The organism is Pseudomonas sp. Mn2068 (genome assembly GCF_049319725.1).
GTDB classification, from domain to species: domain Bacteria; phylum Pseudomonadota; class Gammaproteobacteria; order Pseudomonadales; family Pseudomonadaceae; genus Aquipseudomonas; species Aquipseudomonas gingeri.
Genome location: NZ_JBMOUG010000001.1, coordinates 97,303 through 120,646, shown reverse-complemented (window position 1 = coordinate 120,646; position 23,344 = coordinate 97,303). Strand labels below are relative to the sequence as shown.

Annotated in this window: 28 protein-coding genes; 9 read left to right on the top strand and 19 right to left on the bottom strand. The window is 63.8% G+C overall.

What is annotated here, in order from left to right; all coding sequences use genetic code 11:
• Positions 1–63 precede the first annotated feature (63 nt).
• From gspD to gspG, 5 genes are read right to left on the bottom strand one after another with little or no spacing between them, the layout of a single operon-like run.
• A complete protein-coding gene (gspD, locus tag ACL9RJ_RS00610; protein ID WP_017126001.1) occupies positions 64–2,469 on the bottom strand; it encodes a type II secretion system secretin GspD in 2,406 nt (801 codons plus the stop codon).
• Positions 2,466–3,008 carry a type II secretion system protein GspM gene (gene gspM / locus ACL9RJ_RS00605; protein ID WP_042935274.1) on the bottom strand — a complete coding sequence of 181 codons (543 nt, stop codon included), beginning with the start codon at positions 3,006–3,008 and terminating at the stop codon, positions 2,466–2,468. The genes gspD and gspM overlap by 4 nt, the downstream gene beginning before the upstream one ends.
• Positions 3,001–4,161, bottom strand: a complete 1,161-nt coding sequence (gene gspL, locus ACL9RJ_RS00600; protein WP_422764723.1) for a type II secretion system protein GspL — start codon at positions 4,159–4,161, stop codon at positions 3,001–3,003. Before gspL ends, gspM begins: the two co-directional genes overlap by 8 nt.
• Positions 4,158–5,144, bottom strand: a complete 987-nt coding sequence (gene gspK / locus ACL9RJ_RS00595) for a type II secretion system minor pseudopilin GspK (RefSeq protein WP_017126004.1) — start codon at positions 5,142–5,144, stop codon at positions 4,158–4,160. Before gspK ends, gspL begins: the two co-directional genes overlap by 4 nt.
• A gap of 8 nt (positions 5,145–5,152) precedes the next feature.
• Positions 5,153–5,602 carry a type II secretion system major pseudopilin GspG gene (gene gspG / locus ACL9RJ_RS00590; RefSeq protein ID WP_017126005.1) on the bottom strand — a complete coding sequence of 150 codons (450 nt, stop codon included), beginning with the start codon at positions 5,600–5,602 and terminating at the stop codon, positions 5,153–5,155.
• 385 nt (positions 5,603–5,987) lie between these two features.
• Here gspG and gspI point away from each other — a divergent pair, with 385 nt between their 5' ends.
• Positions 5,988–6,413 (top strand): type II secretion system minor pseudopilin GspI, encoded by a 426-nt coding sequence (gspI, locus tag ACL9RJ_RS00585; protein WP_017126006.1) that lies wholly within the window; start codon positions 5,988–5,990, stop codon positions 6,411–6,413.
• Here the strand turns inward: gspI and ACL9RJ_RS00580 are convergent.
• Complete coding sequence (locus ACL9RJ_RS00580; protein WP_177118036.1) at positions 6,373–6,804, bottom strand: general secretion pathway protein GspC; 432 nt, start codon at positions 6,802–6,804, stop codon at positions 6,373–6,375. The genes gspI and ACL9RJ_RS00580 overlap by 41 nt on opposite strands.
• 128 nt (positions 6,805–6,932) lie before the next feature.
• On the opposite strand from ACL9RJ_RS00580, the gene gspH reads away from it, so the two are divergent.
• Both gspH and ACL9RJ_RS00570 read left to right on the top strand, forming a co-directional pair.
• Positions 6,933–7,388: a type II secretion system minor pseudopilin GspH gene (gene gspH, locus ACL9RJ_RS00575; protein WP_177083039.1), complete on the top strand. Its 456-nt coding sequence runs from the start codon at positions 6,933–6,935 to the stop codon at positions 7,386–7,388.
• Positions 7,385–7,993: a type II secretion system protein GspJ gene (locus ACL9RJ_RS00570; RefSeq protein ID WP_177118037.1), complete on the top strand. Its 609-nt coding sequence runs from the start codon at positions 7,385–7,387 to the stop codon at positions 7,991–7,993. The genes gspH and ACL9RJ_RS00570 overlap by 4 nt, the downstream gene beginning before the upstream one ends.
• Before the next feature lie 169 nt (positions 7,994–8,162).
• Here ACL9RJ_RS00570 and ACL9RJ_RS00565 read toward each other — a convergent pair whose 3' ends face one another.
• The 4 genes from ACL9RJ_RS00565 to ACL9RJ_RS00550 all read right to left on the bottom strand — a co-directional run bounded on the left by ACL9RJ_RS00565 (position 8,163) and on the right by ACL9RJ_RS00550 (position 11,035).
• A complete protein-coding gene (locus tag ACL9RJ_RS00565) occupies positions 8,163–9,113 on the bottom strand; it encodes a FecR family protein (RefSeq protein ID WP_177083041.1) in 951 nt (316 codons plus the stop codon).
• A gap of 37 nt (positions 9,114–9,150) precedes the next feature.
• The gene (locus ACL9RJ_RS00560) at positions 9,151–9,696 is read right to left on the bottom strand and encodes a sigma-70 family RNA polymerase sigma factor (protein ID WP_103032684.1); all 546 of its coding nucleotides are present in this window, start codon (positions 9,694–9,696) and stop codon (positions 9,151–9,153) included.
• Entirely contained in the window at positions 9,693–10,403 is a 711-nt protein-coding gene (locus ACL9RJ_RS00555) for a TonB-dependent outer membrane receptor (protein WP_244861735.1), read from the bottom strand. The genes ACL9RJ_RS00560 and ACL9RJ_RS00555 overlap by 4 nt, the downstream gene beginning before the upstream one ends.
• Positions 10,404–10,570: 167 nt before the next feature.
• Positions 10,571–11,035: a hypothetical protein gene (locus tag ACL9RJ_RS00550; RefSeq protein WP_177083051.1), complete on the bottom strand. Its 465-nt coding sequence runs from the start codon at positions 11,033–11,035 to the stop codon at positions 10,571–10,573.
• 318 nt (positions 11,036–11,353) lie between these two features.
• On the opposite strand from ACL9RJ_RS00550, the gene ACL9RJ_RS00545 reads away from it, so the two are divergent.
• Positions 11,354–11,680 (top strand): hypothetical protein, encoded by a 327-nt coding sequence (locus ACL9RJ_RS00545; RefSeq protein ID WP_017126014.1) that lies wholly within the window; start codon positions 11,354–11,356, stop codon positions 11,678–11,680.
• A 14-nt stretch (positions 11,681–11,694) separates the two neighbouring features.
• On the opposite strand, the gene ACL9RJ_RS00540 is transcribed toward ACL9RJ_RS00545, so the two are convergent.
• Positions 11,695–12,330, bottom strand: a complete 636-nt coding sequence (locus tag ACL9RJ_RS00540) for an FMN-dependent NADH-azoreductase (protein ID WP_178989711.1) — start codon at positions 12,328–12,330, stop codon at positions 11,695–11,697.
• A 44-nt stretch (positions 12,331–12,374) separates the two neighbouring features.
• A complete protein-coding gene (locus ACL9RJ_RS00535; RefSeq protein ID WP_178989713.1) occupies positions 12,375–12,815 on the bottom strand; it encodes a carboxymuconolactone decarboxylase family protein in 441 nt (146 codons plus the stop codon).
• A 228-nt stretch (positions 12,816–13,043) separates the two neighbouring features.
• Here ACL9RJ_RS00535 and ACL9RJ_RS00530 point away from each other — a divergent pair, with 228 nt between their 5' ends.
• The 3 genes from ACL9RJ_RS00530 (at position 13,044) to ACL9RJ_RS00520 (ending at position 14,884) form a co-directional block, all read left to right on the top strand.
• Positions 13,044–13,319, top strand: coding sequence for a putative quinol monooxygenase (locus ACL9RJ_RS00530; protein ID WP_178989715.1), 276 nt, complete (start codon positions 13,044–13,046; stop codon positions 13,317–13,319).
• 81 nt (positions 13,320–13,400) lie between these two features.
• Positions 13,401–13,820 (top strand): cupin domain-containing protein, encoded by a 420-nt coding sequence (locus tag ACL9RJ_RS00525; protein ID WP_017126018.1) that lies wholly within the window; start codon positions 13,401–13,403, stop codon positions 13,818–13,820.
• 137 nt (positions 13,821–13,957) lie between these two features.
• A complete protein-coding gene (locus ACL9RJ_RS00520; RefSeq protein ID WP_083875316.1) occupies positions 13,958–14,884 on the top strand; it encodes a transglycosylase SLT domain-containing protein in 927 nt (308 codons plus the stop codon).
• 67 nt (positions 14,885–14,951) lie between these two features.
• Here ACL9RJ_RS00520 and ACL9RJ_RS00515 read toward each other — a convergent pair whose 3' ends face one another.
• The 3 genes from ACL9RJ_RS00515 to ACL9RJ_RS00505 form a co-directional block, all read right to left on the bottom strand.
• Positions 14,952–16,109 (bottom strand): NnrS family protein, encoded by a 1,158-nt coding sequence (locus tag ACL9RJ_RS00515; RefSeq protein WP_178989718.1) that lies wholly within the window; start codon positions 16,107–16,109, stop codon positions 14,952–14,954.
• A complete protein-coding gene (locus ACL9RJ_RS00510) occupies positions 16,106–16,357 on the bottom strand; it encodes a transmembrane sensor/regulator PpyR (protein ID WP_177127486.1) in 252 nt (83 codons plus the stop codon). The genes ACL9RJ_RS00515 and ACL9RJ_RS00510 overlap by 4 nt, the downstream gene beginning before the upstream one ends.
• A 191-nt stretch (positions 16,358–16,548) precedes the next feature.
• Complete coding sequence (locus ACL9RJ_RS00505) at positions 16,549–17,643, bottom strand: NmrA family NAD(P)-binding protein (RefSeq protein ID WP_017126022.1); 1,095 nt, start codon at positions 17,641–17,643, stop codon at positions 16,549–16,551.
• 244 nt (positions 17,644–17,887) lie between these two features.
• Here ACL9RJ_RS00505 and ACL9RJ_RS00500 point away from each other — a divergent pair, with 244 nt between their 5' ends.
• On the top strand, positions 17,888–18,418 hold the full coding sequence (locus ACL9RJ_RS00500) for a winged helix-turn-helix transcriptional regulator (protein ID WP_103032682.1): 531 nt from the start codon (positions 17,888–17,890) through the stop codon (positions 18,416–18,418).
• Positions 18,419–18,601: 183 nt separating this feature from the next.
• Positions 18,602–19,039 carry a hypothetical protein gene (locus ACL9RJ_RS00495; protein WP_017126025.1) on the top strand — a complete coding sequence of 146 codons (438 nt, stop codon included), beginning with the start codon at positions 18,602–18,604 and terminating at the stop codon, positions 19,037–19,039.
• A gap of 138 nt (positions 19,040–19,177) precedes the next feature.
• Here the strand turns inward: ACL9RJ_RS00495 and dctM are convergent, their stop codons facing one another.
• From dctM to ACL9RJ_RS00475, 4 genes are all read right to left on the bottom strand, one after another.
• Positions 19,178–20,461: a C4-dicarboxylate TRAP transporter large permease protein DctM gene (gene dctM, locus ACL9RJ_RS00490; protein ID WP_017126026.1), complete on the bottom strand. Its 1,284-nt coding sequence runs from the start codon at positions 20,459–20,461 to the stop codon at positions 19,178–19,180.
• Positions 20,461–21,099: a TRAP transporter small permease gene (locus tag ACL9RJ_RS00485; RefSeq protein WP_017126027.1), complete on the bottom strand. Its 639-nt coding sequence runs from the start codon at positions 21,097–21,099 to the stop codon at positions 20,461–20,463. Before ACL9RJ_RS00485 ends, dctM begins: the two co-directional genes overlap by 1 nt.
• 189 nt (positions 21,100–21,288) lie before the next feature.
• Positions 21,289–22,275 carry a TRAP transporter substrate-binding protein gene (locus ACL9RJ_RS00480; protein WP_177106875.1) on the bottom strand — a complete coding sequence of 329 codons (987 nt, stop codon included), beginning with the start codon at positions 22,273–22,275 and terminating at the stop codon, positions 21,289–21,291.
• A 90-nt stretch (positions 22,276–22,365) separates the two neighbouring features.
• Positions 22,366–23,178 (bottom strand): HpcH/HpaI aldolase/citrate lyase family protein, encoded by an 813-nt coding sequence (locus ACL9RJ_RS00475; RefSeq protein WP_017126029.1) that lies wholly within the window; start codon positions 23,176–23,178, stop codon positions 22,366–22,368.
• Positions 23,179–23,344 lie beyond the last annotated feature (166 nt).

Sequence of the window (23,344 nt, the reverse complement as noted above, 5' to 3'; positions counted from 1 at the left end):
TGCCGGCGAAGAGGACCTCGAGGACGCCAAAAGCTTCGCGGGCAAGCCCGCTCCCACAGGGTTTCATGGCTGCGACCTGTCATTGAGCGACACCGGCACCGCGCGGATCGGCGCCCGTGGCGTCTGCGGCACGGGCGACGGCTGCGAACCGGGGATCGCCTCGGCGGCATTCGGCAACTGCGGCGCCTGCATGTCCGGCATGGCCCAGTTGCGATCCGGCTGCAGGCTGCCCTGGGCGCGGCGGATAAAGTCGTAGCGATTCAAGGTGATCGCCCGCCCCGCTGCACCATCGCGAATGATGTAGGGCCGCAGGAACACCATCAGGTTGGTCTTGTTGGTGGTACGTCGTTCGTGGCGAAACAGCGCGCCGATGCCGGGGATGTCCGACAGGAACGGCACGCCGTCGTTGCTCTGGGTGTAGCCGTCCTGCAACAGGCCGCCGAGGACCATGATCTGCCCGTCGTCAAGCAGGATGCTGGTGTCGATCGCGCGCTTGTTGGTCACGGTGCCGGCGGCCGTCGCGGTGGCGCGATCATCGACGCTGCTGACTTCCTGGTAGATGTCCAGCTTGACCGTGCCGCCCTCGGAGATCTGCGGACGGACATTGAGCTTGAGACCGACTTCCTCGCGCTGGATGGTCTGGAACGGGTTGTTGCTCGAGTTGCTGCCGTTGGTCACGTACTGGCCGCTGACAAAGGGAATGGTCTGGCCGACGAAGATGCTCGCCACTTCGTTGTCCAGGGTCAGCAGGTTCGGCGTTGACAGCACATTGGAGCCGCCCTTGCTTTTCAGGGCCTTGGCCAGCACCTTGAGGTCCATCACCCGGCCGATCCCGGGAATGTCCACGGCGCCGCGGACCACGCCGACACTCAGGCCCTGGGGCAAGGCATCGATGCTGTTCTTGGCGGTGGTGACCAGCCCGGCGCCGCCGAGGTTGACGCCACCGATCACACCGTTGCCACCGAGGTTGCCGCTCTGCCATTGCACGCCGAACTCATTGGCGTCGTCTTCGCTGACTTCGACGATCAGGCTTTCGATCACCACCTGGGCGCGACGCTGGTCGAGCAGGTCGATGACCTCGCGCAGGTTGCGGTACAACGGCTCCGGTGCGGAGATCAGCAAGGTGTTGGTGGTGGCATCGGCCTGGATGGTCACGCCACCGGCGGAAAACGCCACGTTCTGCTCGCCGGACGCGGTCGCGCCACCGGCCTGGCTGGCGCCGGAGCGGGCGCCCTGGCCGTAAACCGAGCCGCTGCTGGCGCTGGTGGCGGTGCTGCCCTGGGTGCTGCCATTGGCCTGGCTGCTGTTCTGGTTGTTCTGACTGCTGCTGTTGCTCCCGCCACCACTGAGCATCGCCCGGGTCGGGTCGCCCTGCCCTTCGCCGCTGTCGCTTTCACCGGTGAGCAGGCCGCGCAGGGCCTGGGCCAGCTTGCCGGCCTGGGCGTTGCGCAGGTACACCACATGCAGGTTGCTCGGATTGCTCTGGGCATTGTCGAGCTTGTAGATCAGTTCCCGCGCCAGTTGCGTACGCTCCGGGCTGCTGGCGCGGATGATGATCGAGTTGGAGCGCGGGTCGCCGAGCACGCTGATCTTCTGGGTCGGATCGTTGCCCTGGTTCTCCAGCAGCTCGGCGACCATGCTGGCGATATCGCTGGCGATGCCGTTCTGGATCGTCACCACGTCGGTGTCGATGGCGCTCGGAGTATCGATGCTGGCGATCAGGCTCGCCACCCGCTGCAGGTTCTCCGCATAGTCGGTGATGACCACGGTGTTGTTGCCAGGATAGGCATTGATCGGGTTGTTCGGCGAAACGATCGGCCGCAGCACCGGGATCAGGTTGACCGCATTCTCGTATTGCAGGCGGAAGGTGCGGGTCAGCATGCCGTTTTCCGCCGGGCGATCGGCACTGTAGATCGGCCCGCCCAGCAGCTTGGCGTCCGCTTCCGGCACCACCTGGCTGACACCGCCGACATCGACCACGCTGAAACCCTGCATGCGCAAGGCCGCCAGCAACATGTCATAGGCCCGGTGGGCCGGCACTTCGCCTTCGGAAACCAGGGTCAGGTTGCCCTTGACCCGCGGATCGACCAGGAACTGCCGCCCGGTGGAGCGCGACAAGGCGCGGACCACCGCCTGGATATCGGCGTCGACAAAATTCAGTTGCACGGGCTGGTCACCCAGGGGGTTGCTCGCCGGCAGGCTTTTACCGGCAGCACCCTTGCCTTTCCCCGTGGTGTTCAGCGGATGTTGCACGCGCCGTTGCTGTTCGACCTGGGCCTGGACCCGCTGCCGATCCGCCACGGCGTCGCCGCTCTTGACCGTCGAGCCCAGTGGCCGGCCCAGCTCGCTTTCCACCAGCAGCGGAGCCTGCGGTGTCGTGCCGCTGCTGCACGCCGTCAACGCCAGCAGCAACCACGGGGCCGCCGCTTGCCGACAACGCAACCCATACAAAGAACCTGACCACTTCATGAAGCTTCCTTAGCGCCACGCGCCTGATCCATGCGAACGGTTCCGGACAATCGGCCGGCCGAGCCATCGAGTTCGGTCGCACCCGTGCGTTGCAGACGGGCCTCGACCACTTCCAGGGTGAAAGAACGGGGGTTGCCCAGCAGCCAGCCCACCAGCGCATCGGCCGGGGCGTCGTCGAAGGTCAGCAGCCAGCCTTCGGCACTGCCCTGCAATTGGTAATGCCCGGCCAGCCCGCTGGCTTCGAGGCTGGCGCGCAGCCCCGGCTCGACACCGTCGACGCCCGGCATCGCCAGGCCTTGCAGCAAGCTGTCGAGGGTCTGGGCCTGGGTGCGCAGCCTGGGAGTTTCCAGCGCCCAGAAATCGATTTTCTTCAGCGGCGGCTGGATCAGTACCAGCCAGACGAACAGCGCCGAGACACCGAGGGCCATGCCGCTGACCAGGCGTTTTTCGCGCAACGCCAGGCCGCTCCAGTACGCCGGCGCCTGACTTGCCAGGACCTGCCAGCGGGCCCGATACCGGTTCAACCAGGGGTTATTCATTTTCCGCCTCCGCCACCGGTTGTATCGGTTCGGCCTGGACCCTGAGGGTCCAGCCTTCGGGCGCCGGCGTGGCCAGCACGCCAGCCTGGACCAGCGTGGCCTGCCAGGTACCGCCGTTGCCCGGCTTGCGCATGTCCGGCAGGGTATCGAGGTGCAGTTCACCGTTGTCGAACACCAGGCTTTGCACGCCACCGACCATGAACGGCATGGCCAGGCCGGCCTGCTGGACCAGTCGGGAAAAATCGCTGTCGCCGTCACCGGCCGTCTGCCGCTGGGTCAGTTGCTGACGGGCCTGCTGCAGGGGATTGAGCACCATCGGCAGCGCCGGAAAGGCCTGCTTGACCCGCTGTACCATCCACGACTTGAGCTGCTGGCCCTGCTCGACCTGCCGCGCCGCATAGAGGTTCAGGCCCACCGCCCAGACCACCACGGCCAGCGCACAGCAGGCCAGCGCCCGGCCCCAGTGACCGCCTTCGACCCCCGGCTGACGCAACGCGCCGTGCAAGCCCCAGGTCGGTGCCGGGCCGCTCCAGCGCCGATTGGCGGGCAATGCCTGGACCAGGGCATGGCTCAGCGGCGGCTCGCCCAGCCAGTGCAGCACCTCGCCCCGTCCGAGCAGTTGCGCCAGCGCCTGATCGATATCCGGATGCACCTCGGCCCGGTCGGTGCCCAGGCGGATCAGCAGGTGTTCATCCAGGGCCTCCACCACCGGCTCGCCGGCAATCACCGGCAGGCAACCGGCGGCCGGATACAGGCCGCGCAGCTTGATCCCGGCCTGTCGCAACAACGCGCCGAAGCGTTCCAGCGCAGCGCGTTGCAGCCAGGCGATCTGGACCTGGCCCTCGGTGTCCCGTGGGCCATGGACGATATGCATCGACTCGCAGCCGCCGAGGATCAACGCCTGGGCAGCACAGTCGACCGCCGCGCGAACCTTCGCCGGCGCCAGGACCGGCAGTTCGAGACTGGCCAGCAGGCTGTCCCGTGGATGCAGGTAACACTCCACGGCCAGGCCTTTATGCGCCTGGGCCAGGTGCGCCAGGCTGGCCTCGCCGGTTGCTTCGACCTGGCCCTGGCGATCCAGCCGGGCAAAGGCCAGCGGACTGTCGAGGCCCAGGCTGTCCAAGGGCGACAGCGCCACGCGGAGCAACGTCATACGCCCACCCGCGACCAGATCACCTGGGGCATCTGCTCCTGGCTGCGGTGCAACAGCGCCGCCAGGCTGACGCGACGCCGCTCGCCACGCGATTGCCCGGTGAGCAGGAACCAGTCGCTGGTGATCCCGACCTTGATATCGGTGACGATCAGTTGCGGCATGCGCAGGCGATTGACGAAGTCGCCGCGGTTGATGAACCACTGCCCCGCATCGCGCTCGTTGATCAGGCCACGGGCACGTTGCGGTGACAGTCCCGGGACCTGGGACGCCAGCACCTCGGCGGTCGCGGTATTGCCGTTGACCCAGGTGTTGGCCGGCAGGATGGTCACATGGGGCGCGAGCAAGGCCAGGGTCTGCTCATCCACACCCTCGACGCTCCTGAGGTCCTGCAGGCTGCGCAGCATCGGCCGGGTCGCCGGCAGTGGCTTGAGGGCGGCTCCGGGCGAGGTCAGCCGGCCGCTGTCGAAACTGCCGCGCACGGTCGTCGCCGGCACGCGGTCGGGGTCCGACACCCGTGGATAGGAGGCGATCACCCGCTGGGCGATACGCTGGCCCACCGCCGCCTTGACGCCGAGCAACTCGCACAGGCGGGCAAAGCCCTGCATCTGTTCGGCGTCGACCCGCTCGTCCTGCACCAGGTTGCGCAGGTTGAACTTGCCCTGCTCGTCCTCCAGGCGTCCGTCGAACTGGCTGCCACGCTCGCCCGACGACGAGGCGACGAAGGGTTGGGCCCAGGCTTGCGCCAGATGGGTCAACGGATCGCGCTGGCGGGCTTCCCACAACAATTGGCGACTGAGCTCAAGGCCGCCGCGCAACTGCCAGGAGCCCTGGACCCGCAGTTGCTCGGCCTCCAGGCCACGGGTAAAGACCGTCTCGCGGGTGAGCATGCCGCCGGCGATCACCGCCACCACGGCGGCGATCAGCAAGGCGCTGATGATCGCCATGCCCTGTTGCTTCGCCGCTGTCAGCGAATAGGCGTTCATGGCTGGCGCTACAGTTGCCAGGAGCCGATATCGGCATTGACCCCGTCACCGTCCGGCTTGCCGTCGGCACCCAGGGAAAACACGTCGACTTCGCCATTGGCGCCAGGATTGAGGTACTGGTAAGGACGCCCCCACGGATCGTTGGGCAGGCGCTCCAGGTAGGAGCGCCAGTTGCTGTCCTTGGCGTTCGCCGGACGCTCGGCGAGGATCTTCAGGCCCTGGTTCTGGCTCGGATAGCCGCCGTGATCGAGGCGATAGAGCTTGAGCGCCTGCATCAATCCGCCGATGTCCTGCCTGGCCGCGGTGGCCCGGGCCTGGTCGGGACGATCGAGGACCTTGGGTACCACCATGGCGGCGAGAATTCCGAGGATGACCACCACCACCATGATCTCGATCAGCGTGAATCCCTGCTGTGCCCGACGAGTGCTGGAACGGGAATTGATGCGCGCGATATCCATCTCGACAATCCTTGGCTTGATTCGATTCGCGGCGGATTGTTGCAAGAAGATATGTCACTGGTATTGAAAATCCTCGGGTGAACAGGGCCTTGGTTTCTGTACCGGACCAGGCGGGGCTGTGGGTCTGTGGATCTGTAGAGCTGTGGATCTGTGGGAGCGGGCTTGCCCGCGAATGGGGCAACGCGGTGCCCCAGGTTCTCCGTATCGCTTTCTTCGCGGGCAAGCTCCGCTCCCACACAGGCCACCATTCCCATGCAGATCCACTCAGCGCAGCACGACCTACGCCCGCAGACAGCCCCGGGAGAAAAAGCTCGGGAGCTTTGGTCAGCAAGCGGTCAAACAAGCGCGCTAGGCTCCTGCCTCGGTTTCCCGTTCCGAGACGCCCATGCAACGCCCTCCCCGCCAACGCGGCTTTACCCTGATCGAAGTGCTGGTGGCCCTGGCAATCATTGCCGTGGCGATGGCCGCGGCGATCCGCGTGGCTGGTCTGATGACCCAGAGCAACGGTCTGTTGCGCGACCGTTCCATGGCCCTGCTGGCGGCACAGAGTCGCCTGGCCGAGCTACGCCTGGAGGGCCGCCTGCCCCTTGGGCGCAAATCCTTTGAATGCGATCAGGGCCGCATGGCCCTGCGCTGCGACCAGACCATCGGGCCGGGGGGCGGTCCGCGGCTGTTCAGGGTCGAGATCCTGGTGCTCGATCGACGCCACGAGGCGCCGCCGCTCGCGCGGCTGGAGACCCTGTTGAGTCCGCCGCCGGCGGTGTCGGACCTCAGGGTCGGGTCAGTTTCGGCAGGAACGGCGCCTCGCTGAGACGGGTCACGGTCAGGTGCAGTTTTTCCGTGCCACGCTCGATCAGAATGCCGTCGCCCTCGATTGCCAGCAGCTTCACCCCCTGCCCCAGGCGCTCGCCGGCCAGAAAGCTGCGGGGCGGACCGTCGTTCAGGCTGAGAATCGCCACCGCGCCGCGCACGCCGGCCATCACTCCGGAAACCTTGATATCGAGCTGCGCCGGCTGATTGGAAAACCACTGCAGCGCCGGATTGTCACTGCGCGCGACCGCGCCCGGCGACTGGCCCTCGGGCACCTGGGACACGGCCGGGGTCAGCAGCAGCGTCGACCAGACCACCGCGCCCGCCAGGGCCGCGAGCAGGCCCACCGACTGGACAATCTGGGGCTGGGAAAAACGCGGGGTCCATTGCATCGTCGAGGCTCCTTTTCCGTGGGTGATCCGAAACCTTTTCAGCCTAACAGGCAATTCTCACGTTTTTATTTCACACGCCCATCATCTTTGCCGCGCAGCATGCAAGGAGACTCAAGGAGCCTTGTCGAATGGATGCCCCATACCCTGCCCAGGCGGGTTTTACCCTGATCGAACTGATGGTCGTGCTGGTGATCATCGGCATCGCCAGCGCGGCCATCAGCCTGAGCATCAAGCCCGATCCGCTGCAATTGCTGCGCAAGGACGCCGAGCGCCTGGCCCAGGCCCTGCAGGTGGCCCAGGCCGAAGCCCGCGCCGATGGCCGGCCGATCCGCTGGCTGAGCGACGCCAGGGGCTATCGCTTCAGTCGCGCGGATATCCAGGGCGGCCTCGAACAATTCAACGGCGACCCGCAACTGCGCCCGACCCGCTGGCAAAGCACACCGATGCAGGTGCAACTCGACCGTGGCAAGAGCCTGGTGCTGGACGCCGAATGGATCGCACCACCGCTACGTGTCTCGCTTTCCGACGGCCAGCACAGCATCGGCGTGGTGCGCGCTGCCAATGGCGAGATTCGCGTGCAATGAAGCGCCAGGCCGGCTTTACCCTGATCGAAGTGATGATCGCGATCATGCTCATGGCGGTGGTCAGCATCATTGCCTGGCGTGGCCTGGACAGCGTCAATCGCGCCGACGAACACCTCAAGGCCAGCGCCGGACAGACCCGTCAACTGCTGGCGGCGCTGGGCCAACTGGAGCGTGACGTGGCCTTGCGTGCCGGTATCGAACTGGTGGAACCGCCGATTGCCGACAAGGAGCCGCTACCGTCGCAGGCACCCGCTGCCCTGACGGTGCGCAGCCCGGACGGCAAGGGCTTTCGCCTCGACCTGATTCGCACGGCCGCGGAACAGGACGGCAGCCTGCAGCGGGTGCGCTGGTGGTTGCAGGGCGGCACGCTGTATCGCGCGGTGGCGCCTGCCCGTACGCGCTTCCCGTTGCCGGCGCCCAAGGACGGCGTGGCGGTACTGGAGCAGGTGACGTCGATGGAACTGCGGGTATGGCAGCCCGGCAAGGGCTGGCGGCGACTGACCGGCACTCAGCAGGACAACCCGACGGGACTGGAGATCAGCCTGGTGCGCAATACACCGCAAGGGCTGGAGCGCTATCGGCAGGTGCTGGGGCCGCTGGAGTGAACTCGGGAATGGGTGGCAAATCTTGAGGGCCCTTTCGCGGGCAAGCCCGCTCCCACAAGGGAACACGGGTGAATCAGGGATTTTCAGGGGCGCGAGGCCCCGCAATGGGAATTTTAACCGTGGGAGCGGGCTTGCCCGCGAAGAGGCCCCAACAGGCACCACAACAACACTAGCTGAGCAACACCACCCCGCCCGGCAATTCGGTGCACTTGGCACCGTAGGCATCGCGGATCAGCAAGGCCACGCCCGCCAGTTGATCGAGACTGAAACGCGCCTGCACCTTGCGCTTGCCCAGCTCGCTGTTGAGCAACACCAGCATGCCCGGCCGGTAGCGGTTGATCTCGCTGATCACGCTGGCCAGGGTAGCGTCGTTGAACACCAGCATCTTGTTGCGCCAGGCGATCACCGCCGACGGATCGGCATTCTGCAGCTCGCCGACCTGATGGGCGTCGTACACCAGTTGGCGACCGCTCTCCAGACGGAACCGGCGCCCCTGCACGTCGACCGTCAACAGGCCTTCGATACAGGTGACGCAGACGCTCTGGTCGAGATTGCGCAGGTTGAACCGCGCCCGTTCCGCCGTCAGCAGGCCGCTGCCGGCCTGGACCTTGACCGGCGCCTGGGTGCGCGCCAGCACTTCCACTTCACCGCTGACCAGTTCGATCTGCGAGTCACCGTTGACCGAAGGCAGGCGATTGATCCGGGTCTGGGTATTGAGCTCCAGGCTGATGCCATCGGCCAGGTCGACCCGCCGTTGCTCGCCGACCTCAGTGGTGTAGTCGGCGCCCAGGCCGGAGAAACCGCCCGGCACCGTGGCGCGCACCAGGAAAAAAGCCGCCGACGCGGCAATCGCCCCGCCGAGAAACGCCCGGCGCCCGAAATGTCGGGCCCGCGGCGGATGCTGCAACTGTTCGAGGGCCGGCTTGAGGGACTGCCACAACACCTTGGCCTGTTCAAAGGCCCGGGCATGCTCGGGGCTTTGTTCGCACCATTGGCGCAGGGCGCGCGCATCGGCGCCGGTGGCCTGGCCGGAGGTCAGAAGAATCAGCCAATCCTGGGCTTCGCTCTGCAATCGGGCGGTCTGGCCGCCCGGCAATTCGGTGATGGAAGTCGTGTTCAAGCGCACAGGTACTCACGAAGATTTCGCTGATGTATTACTAAGACGGTTTTCCCGCCCCGGGACCGAACCGCTGAATCACTTTTCTTTCCAGGCGGGCCGCGCAATGGCCCAGCGCGGCCTTCAACTCCTTCTCGACCATGCGCGTGGAGATGCCGAAACGCTGGGAGATCTCCAGGTGCGGCGCCTCTTCCAGGCGGGCGGCGATAAAGATCCGCCGGCGCCGCGGGGGCAATTCATACAAGGCCTTGAGCAGCGACTGGATTTCCTTCTGGCCCCCCACCACCCGCTCCGGGTCGAGGGCTTCGTCGCTGAGCTGCAACAGTTCCTCCACTTCCTCGCCGGTCAGCAACCGGGCATCGGCCTGGCGCCGGTCCGCGGCGATATTCAGGGCCATGCGGTACAGGTAGGCATTGGGTTGGGTCAGGTTCAGCGGTGCTTCCATGCGGTCGACCCGCAGGTAGGTTTCATGCAGGACGTCATTGGCCAGATCCTCGGAACCCAAGCGCCGCCGCAGGCGCACCTTGAAGTCGTCGTAGGAGGTCAGGAACAACCGGACCATCGGACTGTGCCCGATATTCTTCATACTCCGGCGGCTCCTTTGCGTTCTGTGCAATCCATGCTTGTTCCTGCTGAATCCGGCATTAAAAGTAGGGTCACGGGCTGGCGCAGCGACGACGGTGCCGGACGCTCTACCCGGACCGTGCGCAAGCGCTCCACCAGCGCCCCGTCGCGCTGAACATCTCCGGTCGAACTGACCAGGCGGCTGTGCTGCAACTCGCCGCCCTGGCCGATCCACACCTGCAACACCGCCCGGTAGGTCCCCGGCCGGGTCAACGGCAAGGCACACAGCGCCTGCTCGATCGCCAGCTGGATCGCCCGGGCATAACTGCTGGCCAGTGCCGCTCCCTTGCTGCCGCCAGGATCCCGGGGCGACGGTACATCGCTGACCTGCGCCACCTGCAAGGTAAAGGCATCGGCCCGGGCATAACGCGCCATCAGCCCGCTGCCGGTGAGCAACAGGCTCAAGGCCTCGCTGGCGCGATAACGCCCGTGAACCGCCAGCGAACGCCGTGCGCGGGTCAGGTCGCGATCCACCAGCACTGCCATCCCGGTCTGGCGACTGAAGGAATCCAGTGCGCCAGCCAGGTCCTGGGCGGCAATATCCAGTTCGACGCGGGCCTGGGGATCGACCATGAGCGGCTCGGCGGCCAGGCACGCGGACAACCCGCCACCGACCAGCCAGGCCAGGACGACGGTCACCAGGCTCAAGCGAAAAAACGACAGACGCATGGCCACGGATCGAAGTCCCTGCACTGCTGACGTGTCCCTCAAAACCGCTATCCTGAGGGCTGTTTATGAACCTGTTGTTACGGCGTCTCGGGTGGCCGTTGCGGTTTGCTGATATCCGAAGCACGGCAAAGTGCCGAGGTTACTGCCGATGCCTGGTGGATGTATCGTCAATTTTGTCCCTTGATTTCAAATCGATGAACCGCAACCAGATAGGCCAGGTTTTCGACTGGATGGGTTTCAAATCTGAAGTGGCCCGCCAGGTACAATTCTGGCGCGCGATTGACCAGTACGAACTCGCCACTCTTGACGGGGTAGGTCTTGATTGCACCTTCATTATTCGGTTGCGTTGCGTAGAGGACGTTTTTTATTTTTTCGCTGGGAAGGGGGTAGGTGCCCGACGGCAGGTCCGCTTCAGACAGGGTGAATTCCAGTTTACGCCTACCCGTACCCGCGTCACCGATATCCACCAGTACGCGAGTGCCGCCCGATACGACTGTGCCCCGATACATTGACGTGGTCTCAAAATCCAGGCTGATGCCCAAGGAGGTGAGCGTACCGACCAGTTCCCCGGTGGTTGCCTGCGGTGTATTCGCCGCGCTTTCTCCCGTTTCAAAATCCTCGATGTCTGCCATGTGGGTTCACCCTTGCGTTTAAATCGTGAAAATGCGGATTTTCAGTCCTGGCTGATGTGCAGGGGAAACAGCCCACGACTTTGCACGTCGGACCGATAAATCAGTCTCTACCTACCTGGAGAGTGATGCCTACTGTCAGAAATGACAGTTCGAAGGACCTTTGATCGGAAACCGGCCGTGGAGCCAGTGTCATCGGCAGGGCCTGGACAGGCTATCTGGCATTCGGCTACTGCAAAAAAACCATCACCCAACCGGTGCGGCCTTTGCACTAGACTCAGGGCTCCAGGACCCCACTTCGGGGTCGGCCAGGAGGGCCTTATGAAGTACCTGTCGAGTTGTGCCTGCATCCTTCTGCTCGCCGCCGGTGTGTCCGGCCCGGGCCAGGCCGCGGAAGCCACGCCGGTCGGCTGCGTCGAAGTCAGTGTCGGTGGCTACAAGGCGCCGGACTACAACTGCCTGAGTCAGCAGATGAGCAGCCCGGAGAGTGCCGAAGCCAATCAGAAAAACCAGGAAGCCCTGAAGGCCGGCATCAGCAAAAAAGCGCCGAACCAGGTCGGCCTGGCCACCCCGGCGGCGACCAGTATCCGCATGGGCAATACCTTCGGTACCTCGGTAAAGCCACAACGGCCGCCATCGGGGCAGTAGGCCCGGCGGCCTGATCAGGCGGCCTGCAGCGCCCACTGCCGGGCCACGACCGCCAGCTCTGCCTTGGCCCGCTCCAGGGCTTCAAGACGAGCCTCGGCATCGGAAAACTGCAATGGCTGCGCGTCGACGAACTGCGGGTCCCGCACACCGATAAAGGCAAACGCCGCTTTCAGCGCCGGGGTCAGCGCATCCATCCAGGCCATGGGATTGCCCGGCCGCAGGTCGGCGCCGCGACTGGTCAGGAACAGCACCTTCTGCTGGGTCAACTGGCCGACGATGCCTTCCGGGGTATTCAGGTAGGTCAGTTCGGTACGGGTGATGCTGTCGATAAAGGCCTTGAAGGTCGAAGGCATCGACCAGTTGTACATCGGCATCGCGAACAGACAGGCATCGGCAGCCATGACCCGCTTGCACAGGGCATCGGAGGACGCCAGCGTCTGCTTCATCGCCTCCGTGCGGGCCTGCGGATGGGTATAGGTCGCCACCGCGAATGCCTCGGTGACATGGGGCGGGGTTTCGACGCTCAGATCCAGGTAATCGACTTCCAGCTCGACCCCCAGCTCGCGCAACTGCTCGATAAAGTGCCGGGACAACGCCCGGGAGTTGGACCATTCACCTTTCGCGCTGGCGTCGACGTGCATCAGTTTCATTGCAGATAACCTCTTTGGTACAGATGTAAGAGAAGAAGGTGGCTTCAGACCGCCAGCGGTTGGCGAAACGCCACGGCCAGGCGGTTCCAGCAATTGATCGCGGCAATCGCCATGCTCAGGTCCACCAGTTCGCGCTCGCTGAACTGCAGGCGGGCCTGGGCATACAACTCGTCACTGACCGGATCGTGGGCCAGCAGGGTCAGGGCCTCGCTCCAGGCCAGCGCGGCCTGCTCGCGGGCGCTGTACAGCGGCGAGTCGCGCCAGGCCGGGATGCCGTACAGGCGCCGTTCGCTCTCGCCCCCGCCGCGGGCCTCCTGGCTGTGCAGGTCGGAGCAGAACGCGCAATGGTTGAGTTGCGAGACCCGCAGCTTCACCAGGTCCAGCAGCGGCTTTTCGATGGACAGGCCGAAGGTGGCCTCTTCCAGCAACAGCAACCCCTTGAGAGCCTGGGGTGACGCGGTATAGAAATCCAGGCGTGGCTCCAAGGCGCGACTCCCTCGTGGTTCGTTGACGTGATTCAGTGACGCCCAGCCTAAGGCCCGGACGCCAAATGACGGATAGCCAATCCCGGCTTTTTTGCGGAGGCCAACTGCGCCTCCGGATTGGCCCGTGGGATTTGCCGGGAATTGGCTATAGGTCCGGCCGGCCCCGCGCCCTACTCTTTGTCGACACCGCCCTGCCGTCGGGTCGGCCGTCACACAGGAGAATCCAGAATGCCCGCTCACGTGATCAACATTGTCCGGTTCAAGGCGGTCCCGGGGCATAGCGAAGCGCTCGGACAGCAGTTGAACGCCCTGGTCGAAACACTGCGCTCGGCACCCGGCTGCCTGGACTATTCGGTGGTGTGCGGCGCTGAGGCGGGCGACTGGACCGTGACCGGGCACTGGCACTCTCCCGCGGCGCTGCAAGCGCATTTCCAGTTGCCGGCGTTGCAGGGCTTTATCGACCTGCTGGGCAGCCTGGCTTGCGGCATCGATTTCCAGCACTGAGCGCTTGATTTCCGAGTGCCTGATTTCCGAGCGCTCAAGTCATGAGCACTCCAGCATTCACCTCCCACGCGAGAACACATCATGAAAACCCTGAAGTTCGTCACCTCGACCCTGATCGCCGCGACCCTGCTCGCCAGCACCGGCGCCTTTGCCCATGAAGCCGGTTCCAGTCAGGAAAAGATCACCGTGCTGCAAGAACACCCGCTGCTCAATGCGCCGGGCAAGAAAGCCATGATGCTGACGGTCGACTACCTGCCGGGACAGTCCTCGATTGCCCACAAGCACCAGGGCACGGCCATGGCCTATGTGCTGGAAGGCGAGATCACCTCCCAGGTCAAGGGTGAACAGGCGATCACCTACAAGGCCGGGCAATCCTGGTACGAACCGGCCGGCTCCGAACACCTGGTATCGAAGAACGCCAGCGACAAGAAGCCCGCCAGGTTGCTGGTGTTCATGTTCATGGACGAGAAGGACGCGGTGCTGATTCCGCTGAATCAGTAAGGAACCTGATTCACGCTCCCGACCACTCACCGATACGCAAGCGGTATTTCTACAGGCTCTGACCTCGTTCCGATGAGCCTTTCAGATCCGCTTGCGTGACGGGTATCTCACCACTGCGATAACAAGGGAGCACACATATGTCGTTATCCGTAAACGGAGGATCTGCGTTCATTCCGCAGAACCTCACGCCACACGAACACTCCGCAACGGCTGGCCACAACGGACAGAACAACCTTGCCGCCTCCTTGCTGTTCGGCAGTGGCAACGGTGGTGCGGTGAACTTTGCCCCGCCCTCGTCGCGAATCGAGGGCACACATGACGCCTCACACGCCTCGGCAGCCCATAACCGCTCGGTGCAATCGCCCGGCAACGAGGGCGAAGCCGGTGGCATGGACGAAGTCATCAAGCTGCTGCAGTCCCTGTTGCAAGCCTTGATGAAAATGATGGGCGGTAGCAACGCGGACGATAGCGACAGCGACTCGGACAAAGCCGGGGGCGCTGCCGGAGCCGGCAACAGCCGTCCATCAGGCAGCGGCGCTTCGCCCGCGCCGCAGAACCTCGCGGCTCAACCCGGCAACAGCCCGCAGAAAGCGCAAGGTGCCGACGGCGCCGCCAGTACGGCCGATGTCGGCAACGCCCCCAAAGGCATGCCCCAGAGCCTCTGGAAAGATTGCGTGGAGTCCGGCAAGAAATTCGGCGTCGATCCCTACGTGCTGGCGGCGCAGTCGAAGCAGGAAAGCAACTTCGGCAAGGATCTTTCCGGCCCCAGCGGCGGCGACGGCGTCATGCAGGTGGAACCGAGCACACGGGCCGCCTACGCCAGCCAGTTCCAGGAAAAGACCGGGCACGCCTACAACCATGGCAGCCAGTCGGATCAGGTGGCAATGGCCGCGCTGATCATGGGCAGCAAAGGGGGCGACACGACCTCCCAACTGCAGAAGTACAACGGCGGTGATAACTGGAAGCCGGGCGCGACGGACTCCTATGGCCGGGTGATCAAGGCCGACGAGTACGCCGCCAGTGTAGAAAAGATTGCCCAGCAGTTGCGCAACAACGTAGCTTGAGGATGCCCGCCGTCCTATAGGTTAGGTCCTGCCGGCATTTCGAGCCCGTTGAAGTGCCGGCGTGGCGCTACGCCCGGGACGCGATCCGTGGCTGCAGCAGCATGCCCGTGTAATGGATCAGGAACAGCGCGAACGACAGGCTCCAGAGCGCTGCGGCGATCCCCAGGCCGAGATCGAGGAACGGCACCAGGACAATGCGGCACAGCGCCCCCAGTTGCAACGTGGCAAATGCCCAGCCCAGCGCCCGAGGCGGCTGCAGGGCACGTCCGGTATGTCCCAGGCTGACCCGGGCGATCATCGCCAGGATCATCCCACCGATACCGCCAACCGCCAGGCCATGACTGACCAGGCTCTGTTGCACCAGCCACCCCAGATGCCAGGCGGCCATGCCCAGCGTGGCCATCAACAGCCAGCCATAGGCCAGGTACAGCGACCAGAGCAGCGGCACCCGCCAGAGTCCGCGATCATGCCAGCGCCACAGGCGCAGGCCATGCAACCCGGCCAACGGCAGGTAGAGCGCCGCCAACCATGAATGGGCAGACTCGCCGAGACCACAGGCCGTCAACAAGGCCACCAGCAACGTGCCGAGCAACAGCACCTTGTCCTCATGGGCCAGGGCCACGAACGGCACGCTGCTACCGAGCCCGCGCTGGATGAAGAACGGTATGACCCGCCCGCCGATCACGCTCATAAGGGCGGCAACCAACCATATTCCGGCCAGTACCCCACGACGCTGCAAGCCGTCGTCCTGCTCCACGATGCCCCACAGCGTCAGTCCCTGACAGACAGCCAACAAGCCCAGCACCGCGACAATGGGATAGTTGTTGCGCTTCTTCGCCGCCAGCAACTGCTGCCCGAGCAACCAGGCCAGCGTGGGCAGGAACGGCAGTTGCAGGGCAATCACCCAGGTACCGGGCAGCGGCAGCCACCAGGCGATACGCGCCAATGACCAGAGCGCGAACAAGCCGATCAACGGCCAGCCATGGGTACCAGGGCCTCCGGTCCAGTTGGGCACGGCGGTCAGCAGAAAGCCCGCAATCAGCGCGCCGGTGAAGCCGAACGGCATCTCGTGCCGGTGCCAGGCCAGTCCGCCGGCGAACGGCTGCCAGTTGCCGAAACCGCCGTACAGCCAGACACCCCAGCCCGCCAGGGCGATACAGGCGAACAGCGCCCCACCGAGAAAGAATGGTCGAAAGCCCAGGCTCCAGAGCGGTAGCGACTTCATGCCATTTGCAGCCGCTGGCCGGCAAGACCCAACTGGCGCTGGGCGAGCAGGCGCATCACATAGCCGATCTTCAACAGGGTCGGGCCGAGAATCACCATGGCGTGCATCGACACCAGCACCGGCAGGCCGAGATGACCGTCGTAGAGGTAGGCACCATAGATGCCCAGGCTTAAGAGGAGCAGCCCGAGGACAAGGATACGAGTGGACAGGTGCAGGACATTCAGCGGGGATTCGAGAAAGGCGAACATGACATGGCACTCCCGGTGCAGTTCAGTGACACCTGAACTGCATCACGAATCGTGCCAGTCATATAATCAATTAAAATCAAACAGTTAGAGGCATACAAGTCAATTTGACCACAACCAAAGCATAGTCATAAAGACACGAAAAGAGGTCACTATGACTCTACCCGTTCGGCTGCCGCGACCGAATCCGGCGATTACAAGCGACCCTGCCGCTTGTCCTCGGCCAGCTTGAGCAGCGGTGGCGCGGTGTACAGGTTTTCCGGCTGGAGCCGTTCCCAGAGGCCGCCCTTGCCCAAAGCCCTGCCCGCCTGATCTTCGCGCTGGAGCCATTGCTCGACGCTCTTGATGCGGTTGGGATGGATTTCATCCAGCAGCGCGTAGTCGCGCTCGACGATTCCATGCTTCCAGACATTCCAGAAGCCGGTGAAGTTGTCGCGGAAACTCATGGTGCTTTTGTCGTTGGGATCGGCGTTGTAACCGGCAGGCAACTGGGCGGCCATCTTCAGCGGACCGTTCCAGTAGGTTTCCAGCTCCGTGTCGATGTAGCGCGCCGGATGCCCGGTGACCTTCTCGAACGCCGCGGCCAGGGCGTGATAGTCGACATGTTCGATGGCAACCTCCAGGTTCATGCCGTTCGCCTGCTGCTGATTGTCGAACAACCAGCGGGCGTAATACCCGCAGTCCTCGAGTGCTACATGGGGTATGGCACCGGTGCCGAGCGGCACCCGCCAGGTCACCACACCGTCTTCTACCGAAGGCGTCATGGGTGTCATCGCCGAGATCGCCATTTCCATGTAGGGCCCCGTGGTGAACACGGCCGCCCCCATCCGGTCCCTGTTGACCTGGTTCTGGAACAGGATCCACTCACCGATTCGCCCCTTGCCGTCGTAGTGACCGGTCCGGAACCTGGAGTCATAACCGGCCTTCTTGAGCGCGTAGTCGAGATTGCCGTAGACGAAGAAGCGGACGCCTTCTTCGATGGCGATCTCATAGCTGCGGATGGCCCAGTAGATCTCGGTCTTCTCGCCGGTGTTGAACCCGTCGATGTTGATATAGGCGCCGTCGCACCCGCGAAAGCCTTCCCGCAGGGTGGCCTCATCGGCAAACGTGCCCTCGAGGATCGAAACATTACCCAGCGCGAGCAAGGCCTTGGCCCGACGCGAGTTGGCATCGCGACTGAGGGCCCGGACGGTGTATTTACCGTCGGCGACCAGGGCACGGATGACGGGCAAGCCCTGGGCACCGGTACCGCCGACAACAAAGATCCTGGAAGGGGTTTGGGAAGGCATCGATATCTCCTTGAACATGACGAAAAGGGGCATCCGGGCATTCGCGGCGAGGGTTTCATCGGTAACGGCCCAAGTCGATCTTATAATAAGAGTTACTAGGTGAACAAGCACCCTTTCTGCTCGAAGAAACTCGAACACGATCCACGTCCTGGGCCGGCATGCCTGTGTCGGCACCGCGAATCAGTTAGACTCTTATGAAGAGAGTGATGCACCGAACCTCCCCTGCCCCCCGAGGAAATGACTTATGCGTTCGAAAGGTTTCGACGGAATGGTATGTCCGATCGCCGGCGTGATGGCCGCGATCGGTGATCGCTGGGGCCTGCTCATCCTGCGCGATCTGGTTCTCGGTCTCAGCCGCTATGACGACTTTCGCCAGTCATCCGGCGTGACCAACGCGACGCTCAGCGACCGCCTCAAGCACCTTGAGGCTCACGATCTGGTCGAGCGGCAGCGTTACCAGACGAATCCCGAGCGCTTCGAATATCTGCTGACCGCAAAGGGCCGGCAGATCGCCGTGATCCTGCCGATACTCGCGCAGATCGGCGATCGCCTGGGAGTCTCGGGCGCTTCGACACCGCCGCTGAAGGTCGTGAATCGAAAGACCGGGGGCGATGTGGGGTGGAGTTTCATCGACCAGGATACCGGCGAGCCCATCAGCCCCAGGGACCTGGCTATCGAGGCAGGCCCGGGAGCGGACGAACTGATCCGCTGGAGGCTGTCCCATGCCGAACGCCGCCACAAGGTCGACGACACGGTCGCCTCGCCAAGCGTTTGACCCGTGGAGCCCGGCCGGTTTCCGACCGGCGGCCTTTTGAACTGTCATTTCTGACAGTAGCCCTTGCGCGGGAACGGGAAGAAGCTGGGCTTCTTGGCTCGAAGCAGAAAAAACACTTCGCCGTTCTTCAGACATGAGCCGGGCATCAACATCATCAATATTTCAATTGAAGGGTGAAACGACATGTCTGACTTCCAGAACGCCAAGCACAAAAAGGGCTCCGCCAAGGCAGAAGGCGTCATGATCGGGGTGATCGAAAATCTGTTTGTAAGCGACGAAAAGAACTTTGTCGCTGACGATGTCTTTCGCGACACGCAAGGCACACGCATCCTCGGCGTCATGCTGGAGGGGGGTGTCCGGCACTCGGTAAGCTTCACACTCGGCAACGGACAACTGCCACCGGGTGAGTATGAGTTTCCCGGCGACGAAGTGGATCACATCTACTACATGATGGTGCAGCCAGGTTTTCCCGAGCTGATCTACCGGGCCGAACGCGCCAGATTGACCATCAGGGAAAACGACTCGAGGCCCTACATCTCGGGCGACTTGATCTTCGATACCGAAACGGTTGATTCCTTTCATTATCAGGTAAGGATCAACAATTTCGAAATCACCGGGTAACTCCGAAAGCCCGGTAATACAGCTGTCGCAAAACGCAACCTTGCGCCATGCCTGTCGGCATACCAGGCAAAATCGCCGCCAGCAGAGCCTGGCACTCTGCTGGCGGCGATTTCGATCAGCCGATAACGCGCGACTTTTTCACGGCATCCCCAGCCAGTGCGGCAGGGCCAGCGAGATGATCGGCACGTAGGTCACCAGGATCAGGAACGCCAGCAGGATCATCAACCACGGCAGCGCCGCGCGGATGGTCTGGCCGAGGGTCAGGCCGGTCACCGCCGAGGTCACGAACAGGTTCAGGCCCACCGGTGGATGCACCAGGCCGATCTCCATGTTGACCACCATGACGATGCCCAGGTGGATCGGGTCGATGCCCAGCTTCATGGCGATCGGGAAGAAGATCGGCGCAAGGATCAACACGATGGCCGACGGCTCCATGAAGCTGCCCGCCACCAGCAGCACGACGTTGACCATCAGCAGGAAGCCGATGGGCGTCAGGCCTTCGGAGATCACCCAGTTGGTGATCTGTTGCGGGATCTGCTCGGTGGTCAGCACGTGGGCGAAGAGGATCGCGTTGGCGATGATGAACATCAGCATGATCGCCAGGCGGCCGGACTCCATCAGCACCTTCGGGCAATCGCGGATCTTCATGTCCTTGTAGATGAACAGCGCGACAAACGCCGAATACACCGCCGCCACTGCCGCCGCTTCGGTCGGGGTGAACAGGCCGCTGTAGATCCCGCCCAGGATGATCACCAGCAACAGCAGGCCCCAGAACGCCCGGCGCGCCGCCGACAGCCATTCACGGAAGGTCGCCCGCGGTTGCGCCGGCAGCTTCTTGATGCGCGCGACGATATAGATCGCGACCATCAGCATCAGGCCCAGCAGCAGCCCGGGAATCACCCCGGCCATGAACAGCTTGCCCACCGAGGTTTCGGTCGCCGCCGAGTACACCACCATCACGATCGACGGCGGAATCAGGATACCCAGGGTGCCGGCGTTGCAGATGATCCCGGCGCCGAATTCCTTCGGGTAACCGGAACGCACCATGCCCGCCACGGCAATCGATCCCACCGCCGCCACGGTCGCCGGCGACGAACCGGACAAGGCCGCGAACAGCATGCACGCCAGCACCGCGGCAATCGCCAGGCCGCCGCGAATATGCCCGACGCAGGCGTTGGCAAAATCGATCAGGCGCTTGGCCACGCCGCCGGTGGTCATGAAGGCCCCGGACAGCAGGAAGAACGGAATCGCCAGGAAGGTGTAGGCGTCGGAGGTTTCGAACAGCTTGATCGCCAGGGAACTGAGGGAGTCCTGGCTGAAGATCAGGATCGATACCGCCCCGGACAGGCCCAGGGAAATCGCGATGGGCACCCCAAGGAACATGAAGGTGAACAACAGCAGGAACAGACAGAGTACGGCCATCAATGCTGCTCCTTGTGCTCGCCGGCAAGCTTGCTGGCTTCGCCGGCTTCATCGGCCAAGCCGAGACCGCTCTGGCGACGGGTAAAGATGCGATAGAAGATTTCCAGGTAGCGGATCAGTACCAGGGCAAAGCCGATGGGCACGATCACCACGATGTAGCCGACCTTGACCCCGAACTGATCGAGGTCCTCGGCGCCGATACCGGCAGTGAGGACCGCGCTCAGCCACTTGTAGCTGGCCACCATGAACAACCCGGCGTAAGCCAGGCAGCAGGTGCAGGCCAGCAGCGCCAGGTAGCGTTGCACCGGGCGCGGGGTGAGCTTGACCAGTGCGTCCACGCCGAGATGGCCGGCGGTGCGCACGCCATAGGAGATACCGAAGAAGATCAGCCAGCCGAACATGGCCTTGGTCAGCGCCACGCTCCAGGTCATGTCCTGGGCCACGGTCATGGTCGCGTCGCCCAGGGTGTTGAAGAAGCCGCTGCTCCAGGCCCAACGGTCGGCCAGGCTGAAGAACAGGGTGTAGACGTTGTTGGCCATCACGTAGACGAAAGTCACCAATGTCATGGCGGCCAGGAGAAAGGCGATCAGGCCTTCCTCGAAATGTTCCCAGATGCGTCGCAAGGATTGCGCTTGCATGGACAGGACTCCGCGAGAGAGAAAAGGAGGTACCGGGCGTGAGCCGCGATGCCGATCAATCAAGGCCGGACACGGTCCCTTGTGGGAGCCGGCTTGCCGGCGATGGGGCCCGTGAGCCTTGCGGCCCATGATCGGCCGCCATCGCCGGCAAGCCGGCTCCTGCAGGTATTCGGTGTTCGCAACTGCGTATCAAGGCTGGTTGGACTTGTCCGCCGCATTGATCAGGTCGGCACCGATTTCACCCTCGAACTTCTTCCACACCGGTTTCATCGCTTCGCGCCATTGCCCGCGCTCCTGCGCTGTCAGCGGAATGATCTCGCTGGTCTTGGAGTCGATGATTTTCTGCCGGGCGGTCTGGTTCAGTTCTTCGGCCTGCTTGTTCACCTCGACGGTGACTTCAGCCATGGTCTTTTCCAGCACGCCGCGGACATCCGGTGGCAGGCCGTCCCAGAACTTGCTGTTGGTGATCACCATGTAGTCGATCAGGCCGTGGTTGGTCTCGGTGAAGTACTTCTGCACTTCGTTGACCTTCTGGCTCTCATAGTTCGACCAGGTGTTCTCGGTGCCGTTGACGGTACCGGTCTGCAGGCCCTGGTAGACCTCGGCGAAGCTCATCTTGCGCGGGTTGGCGCGGATCGCCTTGAACTGCTCTTCGAGCACGCTGGAAGCCTGCACGCGGAACTTCAGGCCACGGGCATCGCCCGGCACCCGCAGCGCCTTGTTCGCCGACAGTTGCTTGAGACCGTTGTGCCAATAGGCCAGGCCGAGAATGCCCTTGTCCGTCATCGAGGTCAGCAGCGCCTTGCCCTGGGCGGCCTGGAAGCGGTCGACGGCGGCCAGGTCGTTGAACAGGAACGGCAGGTCATAGATCTGCACCTGCTTGGTGTACTGCTCGAACTTGGCCAGGGACGGTGCCAGCATCTGCACGTCGCCGAGCAGCAGGGCCTCCATTTCCTTGCCGTCGCCGAACAGCGAGGAGTTCGGGTAGACCTCGACCTTGACCCGACCCGGCAGGCGTTCTTCGGCGAGCTTCTTGAACAGCAGCGCGCCCTGCCCCTTCGGGGTGTTTTCCGCAACCACATGGGCGAACTTGATAACGATGGGATCGGCCGCCTGCGCGAGGCTGGCGGTGATCAAGGTGGCGGCGCAGAACAGCGCCCGGGTCAGCTTGAGCATGGAAATCACCTTCTTATTGTTGTGTTGTCAGGCAGGTTGCCTAAAGCAATGCGTGTAGTGAATTTCGAATTTTGAGTACCTGCGTTCGGTTCAGACGAACGCCAGCAAACGACGCGCCCGCAGCAGCACCGGCGCGTCGACCATCTGCCCGTCGACCTGATAGGCGCCGGCGCCGTGACTGCCGGCATCCACCACCCGTTGCGCCCAGGCCAGGTCCTCGGCGCTGGGGGCCAGGGCGGCATGAATCACCGGGACCTGGCGGGGATGAATGCACAAGGCCCCGGCAAAACCCATCTCGTAGGCGTGACGAATCGACTGGCGCAGGCCCTCGGGATCATCGATCGCCGGATGCACGCCGTCCAGCGGCGCCACCAGGCCAGCGACCCGCGAGTGGACGATCAGCGCCATGCGCGCCTGGTCGAGGGCGAATTGCGCGGCGGCCGAACCGCTGCTCAGGTTGAGGTCCAGGGCCAGGTCGAGACCGCCGAAGGACAGGCGCTCGACCCCTGGTGCCGCGGCGATCTGCGCCAGGGCCAACAGTCCACGGGCGCTTTCGATGATCGGCCAGACCGCCTTGCCGGTATCTGCCACGGCCTGGACCTGGGCGGCGCTTTCCACCTTGGGCAGCAGCACGCCGGCCACACCGGGATGCTGTTTGCAGAAGGCCAGGTCGGCCCTGTGTTCGGCATGATCCGGAGCATTCACGCGCACCAGGACCCGGGCCTGGGGGTTGGCCGTGAGGAACTGCCCGAGGTGATCGCGGGCGATGCGCTTGAGCGGTTCCTCGACGGCATCCTCGAAGTCGACGATCACCGCATCGGCGCCACTGGCCAGGGCCTTGGCAAAACGCTCGGGACGGCTGCCGGGCACGAAAAGCGCGGAGCGGGCAATGGATGAAGACATGTCATGGTCCTTGTTGTTCGGTTGTGCGGGGTATCCGGGAGGCCGCGTTATCGTTCTTCGCGGGCAGGCCCGGCGCCTACAAGGTTCGAGTCGGACTCAAATCCTGCGAACGGCATAAAACCTGTGGGAGCCGGGCTCGCCCGCGAAGAGGCCAGTGAGAGCAGCA

What these genes read in the sequence shown, in the direction of transcription:
- gspD (WP_017126001.1), bottom strand. Translation starts at nt 2,469, where the DNA reads ATGAAGTGGTCAGGTTCTTTGTATGGGTTGCGTTGTCGGCAAGCGGCG.
- gspM (WP_042935274.1), bottom strand. Translation starts at nt 3,008, where the DNA reads ATGAATAACCCCTGGTTGAACCGGTATCGGGCCCGCTGGCAGGTCCTG.
- gspL (WP_422764723.1), bottom strand. Translation starts at nt 4,161, where the DNA reads ATGACGTTGCTCCGCGTGGCGCTGTCGCCCTTGGACAGCCTGGGCCTC.
- gspK (WP_017126004.1), bottom strand. Translation starts at nt 5,144, where the DNA reads ATGAACGCCTATTCGCTGACAGCGGCGAAGCAACAGGGCATGGCGATC.
- gspG (WP_017126005.1), bottom strand. Translation starts at nt 5,602, where the DNA reads ATGGATATCGCGCGCATCAATTCCCGTTCCAGCACTCGTCGGGCACAG.
- gspI (WP_017126006.1), top strand. Translation starts at nt 5,988, where the DNA reads ATGCAACGCCCTCCCCGCCAACGCGGCTTTACCCTGATCGAAGTGCTG.
- ACL9RJ_RS00580 (WP_177118036.1), bottom strand. Translation starts at nt 6,804, where the DNA reads ATGCAATGGACCCCGCGTTTTTCCCAGCCCCAGATTGTCCAGTCGGTG.
- gspH (WP_177083039.1), top strand. Translation starts at nt 6,933, where the DNA reads ATGGATGCCCCATACCCTGCCCAGGCGGGTTTTACCCTGATCGAACTG.
- ACL9RJ_RS00570 (WP_177118037.1), top strand. Translation starts at nt 7,385, where the DNA reads ATGAAGCGCCAGGCCGGCTTTACCCTGATCGAAGTGATGATCGCGATC.
- ACL9RJ_RS00560 (WP_103032684.1), bottom strand. Translation starts at nt 9,696, where the DNA reads ATGAAGAATATCGGGCACAGTCCGATGGTCCGGTTGTTCCTGACCTCC.
- ACL9RJ_RS00555 (WP_244861735.1), bottom strand. Translation starts at nt 10,403, where the DNA reads ATGCGTCTGTCGTTTTTTCGCTTGAGCCTGGTGACCGTCGTCCTGGCC.
- ACL9RJ_RS00550 (WP_177083051.1), bottom strand. Translation starts at nt 11,035, where the DNA reads ATGGCAGACATCGAGGATTTTGAAACGGGAGAAAGCGCGGCGAATACA.
- ACL9RJ_RS00545 (WP_017126014.1), top strand. Translation starts at nt 11,354, where the DNA reads ATGAAGTACCTGTCGAGTTGTGCCTGCATCCTTCTGCTCGCCGCCGGT.
- ACL9RJ_RS00540 (WP_178989711.1), bottom strand. Translation starts at nt 12,330, where the DNA reads ATGAAACTGATGCACGTCGACGCCAGCGCGAAAGGTGAATGGTCCAAC.
- ACL9RJ_RS00530 (WP_178989715.1), top strand. Translation starts at nt 13,044, where the DNA reads ATGCCCGCTCACGTGATCAACATTGTCCGGTTCAAGGCGGTCCCGGGG.
- ACL9RJ_RS00525 (WP_017126018.1), top strand. Translation starts at nt 13,401, where the DNA reads ATGAAAACCCTGAAGTTCGTCACCTCGACCCTGATCGCCGCGACCCTG.
- ACL9RJ_RS00520 (WP_083875316.1), top strand. Translation starts at nt 13,958, where the DNA reads ATGTCGTTATCCGTAAACGGAGGATCTGCGTTCATTCCGCAGAACCTC.
- ACL9RJ_RS00515 (WP_178989718.1), bottom strand. Translation starts at nt 16,109, where the DNA reads ATGAAGTCGCTACCGCTCTGGAGCCTGGGCTTTCGACCATTCTTTCTC.
- ACL9RJ_RS00510 (WP_177127486.1), bottom strand. Translation starts at nt 16,357, where the DNA reads ATGTTCGCCTTTCTCGAATCCCCGCTGAATGTCCTGCACCTGTCCACT.
- ACL9RJ_RS00505 (WP_017126022.1), bottom strand. Translation starts at nt 17,643, where the DNA reads ATGCCTTCCCAAACCCCTTCCAGGATCTTTGTTGTCGGCGGTACCGGT.
- ACL9RJ_RS00500 (WP_103032682.1), top strand. Translation starts at nt 17,888, where the DNA reads ATGCGTTCGAAAGGTTTCGACGGAATGGTATGTCCGATCGCCGGCGTG.
- ACL9RJ_RS00495 (WP_017126025.1), top strand. Translation starts at nt 18,602, where the DNA reads ATGTCTGACTTCCAGAACGCCAAGCACAAAAAGGGCTCCGCCAAGGCA.
- dctM (WP_017126026.1), bottom strand. Translation starts at nt 20,461, where the DNA reads ATGGCCGTACTCTGTCTGTTCCTGCTGTTGTTCACCTTCATGTTCCTT.
- ACL9RJ_RS00485 (WP_017126027.1), bottom strand. Translation starts at nt 21,099, where the DNA reads ATGCAAGCGCAATCCTTGCGACGCATCTGGGAACATTTCGAGGAAGGC.
- ACL9RJ_RS00480 (WP_177106875.1), bottom strand. Translation starts at nt 22,275, where the DNA reads ATGCTCAAGCTGACCCGGGCGCTGTTCTGCGCCGCCACCTTGATCACC.
- ACL9RJ_RS00475 (WP_017126029.1), bottom strand. Translation starts at nt 23,178, where the DNA reads ATGTCTTCATCCATTGCCCGCTCCGCGCTTTTCGTGCCCGGCAGCCGT.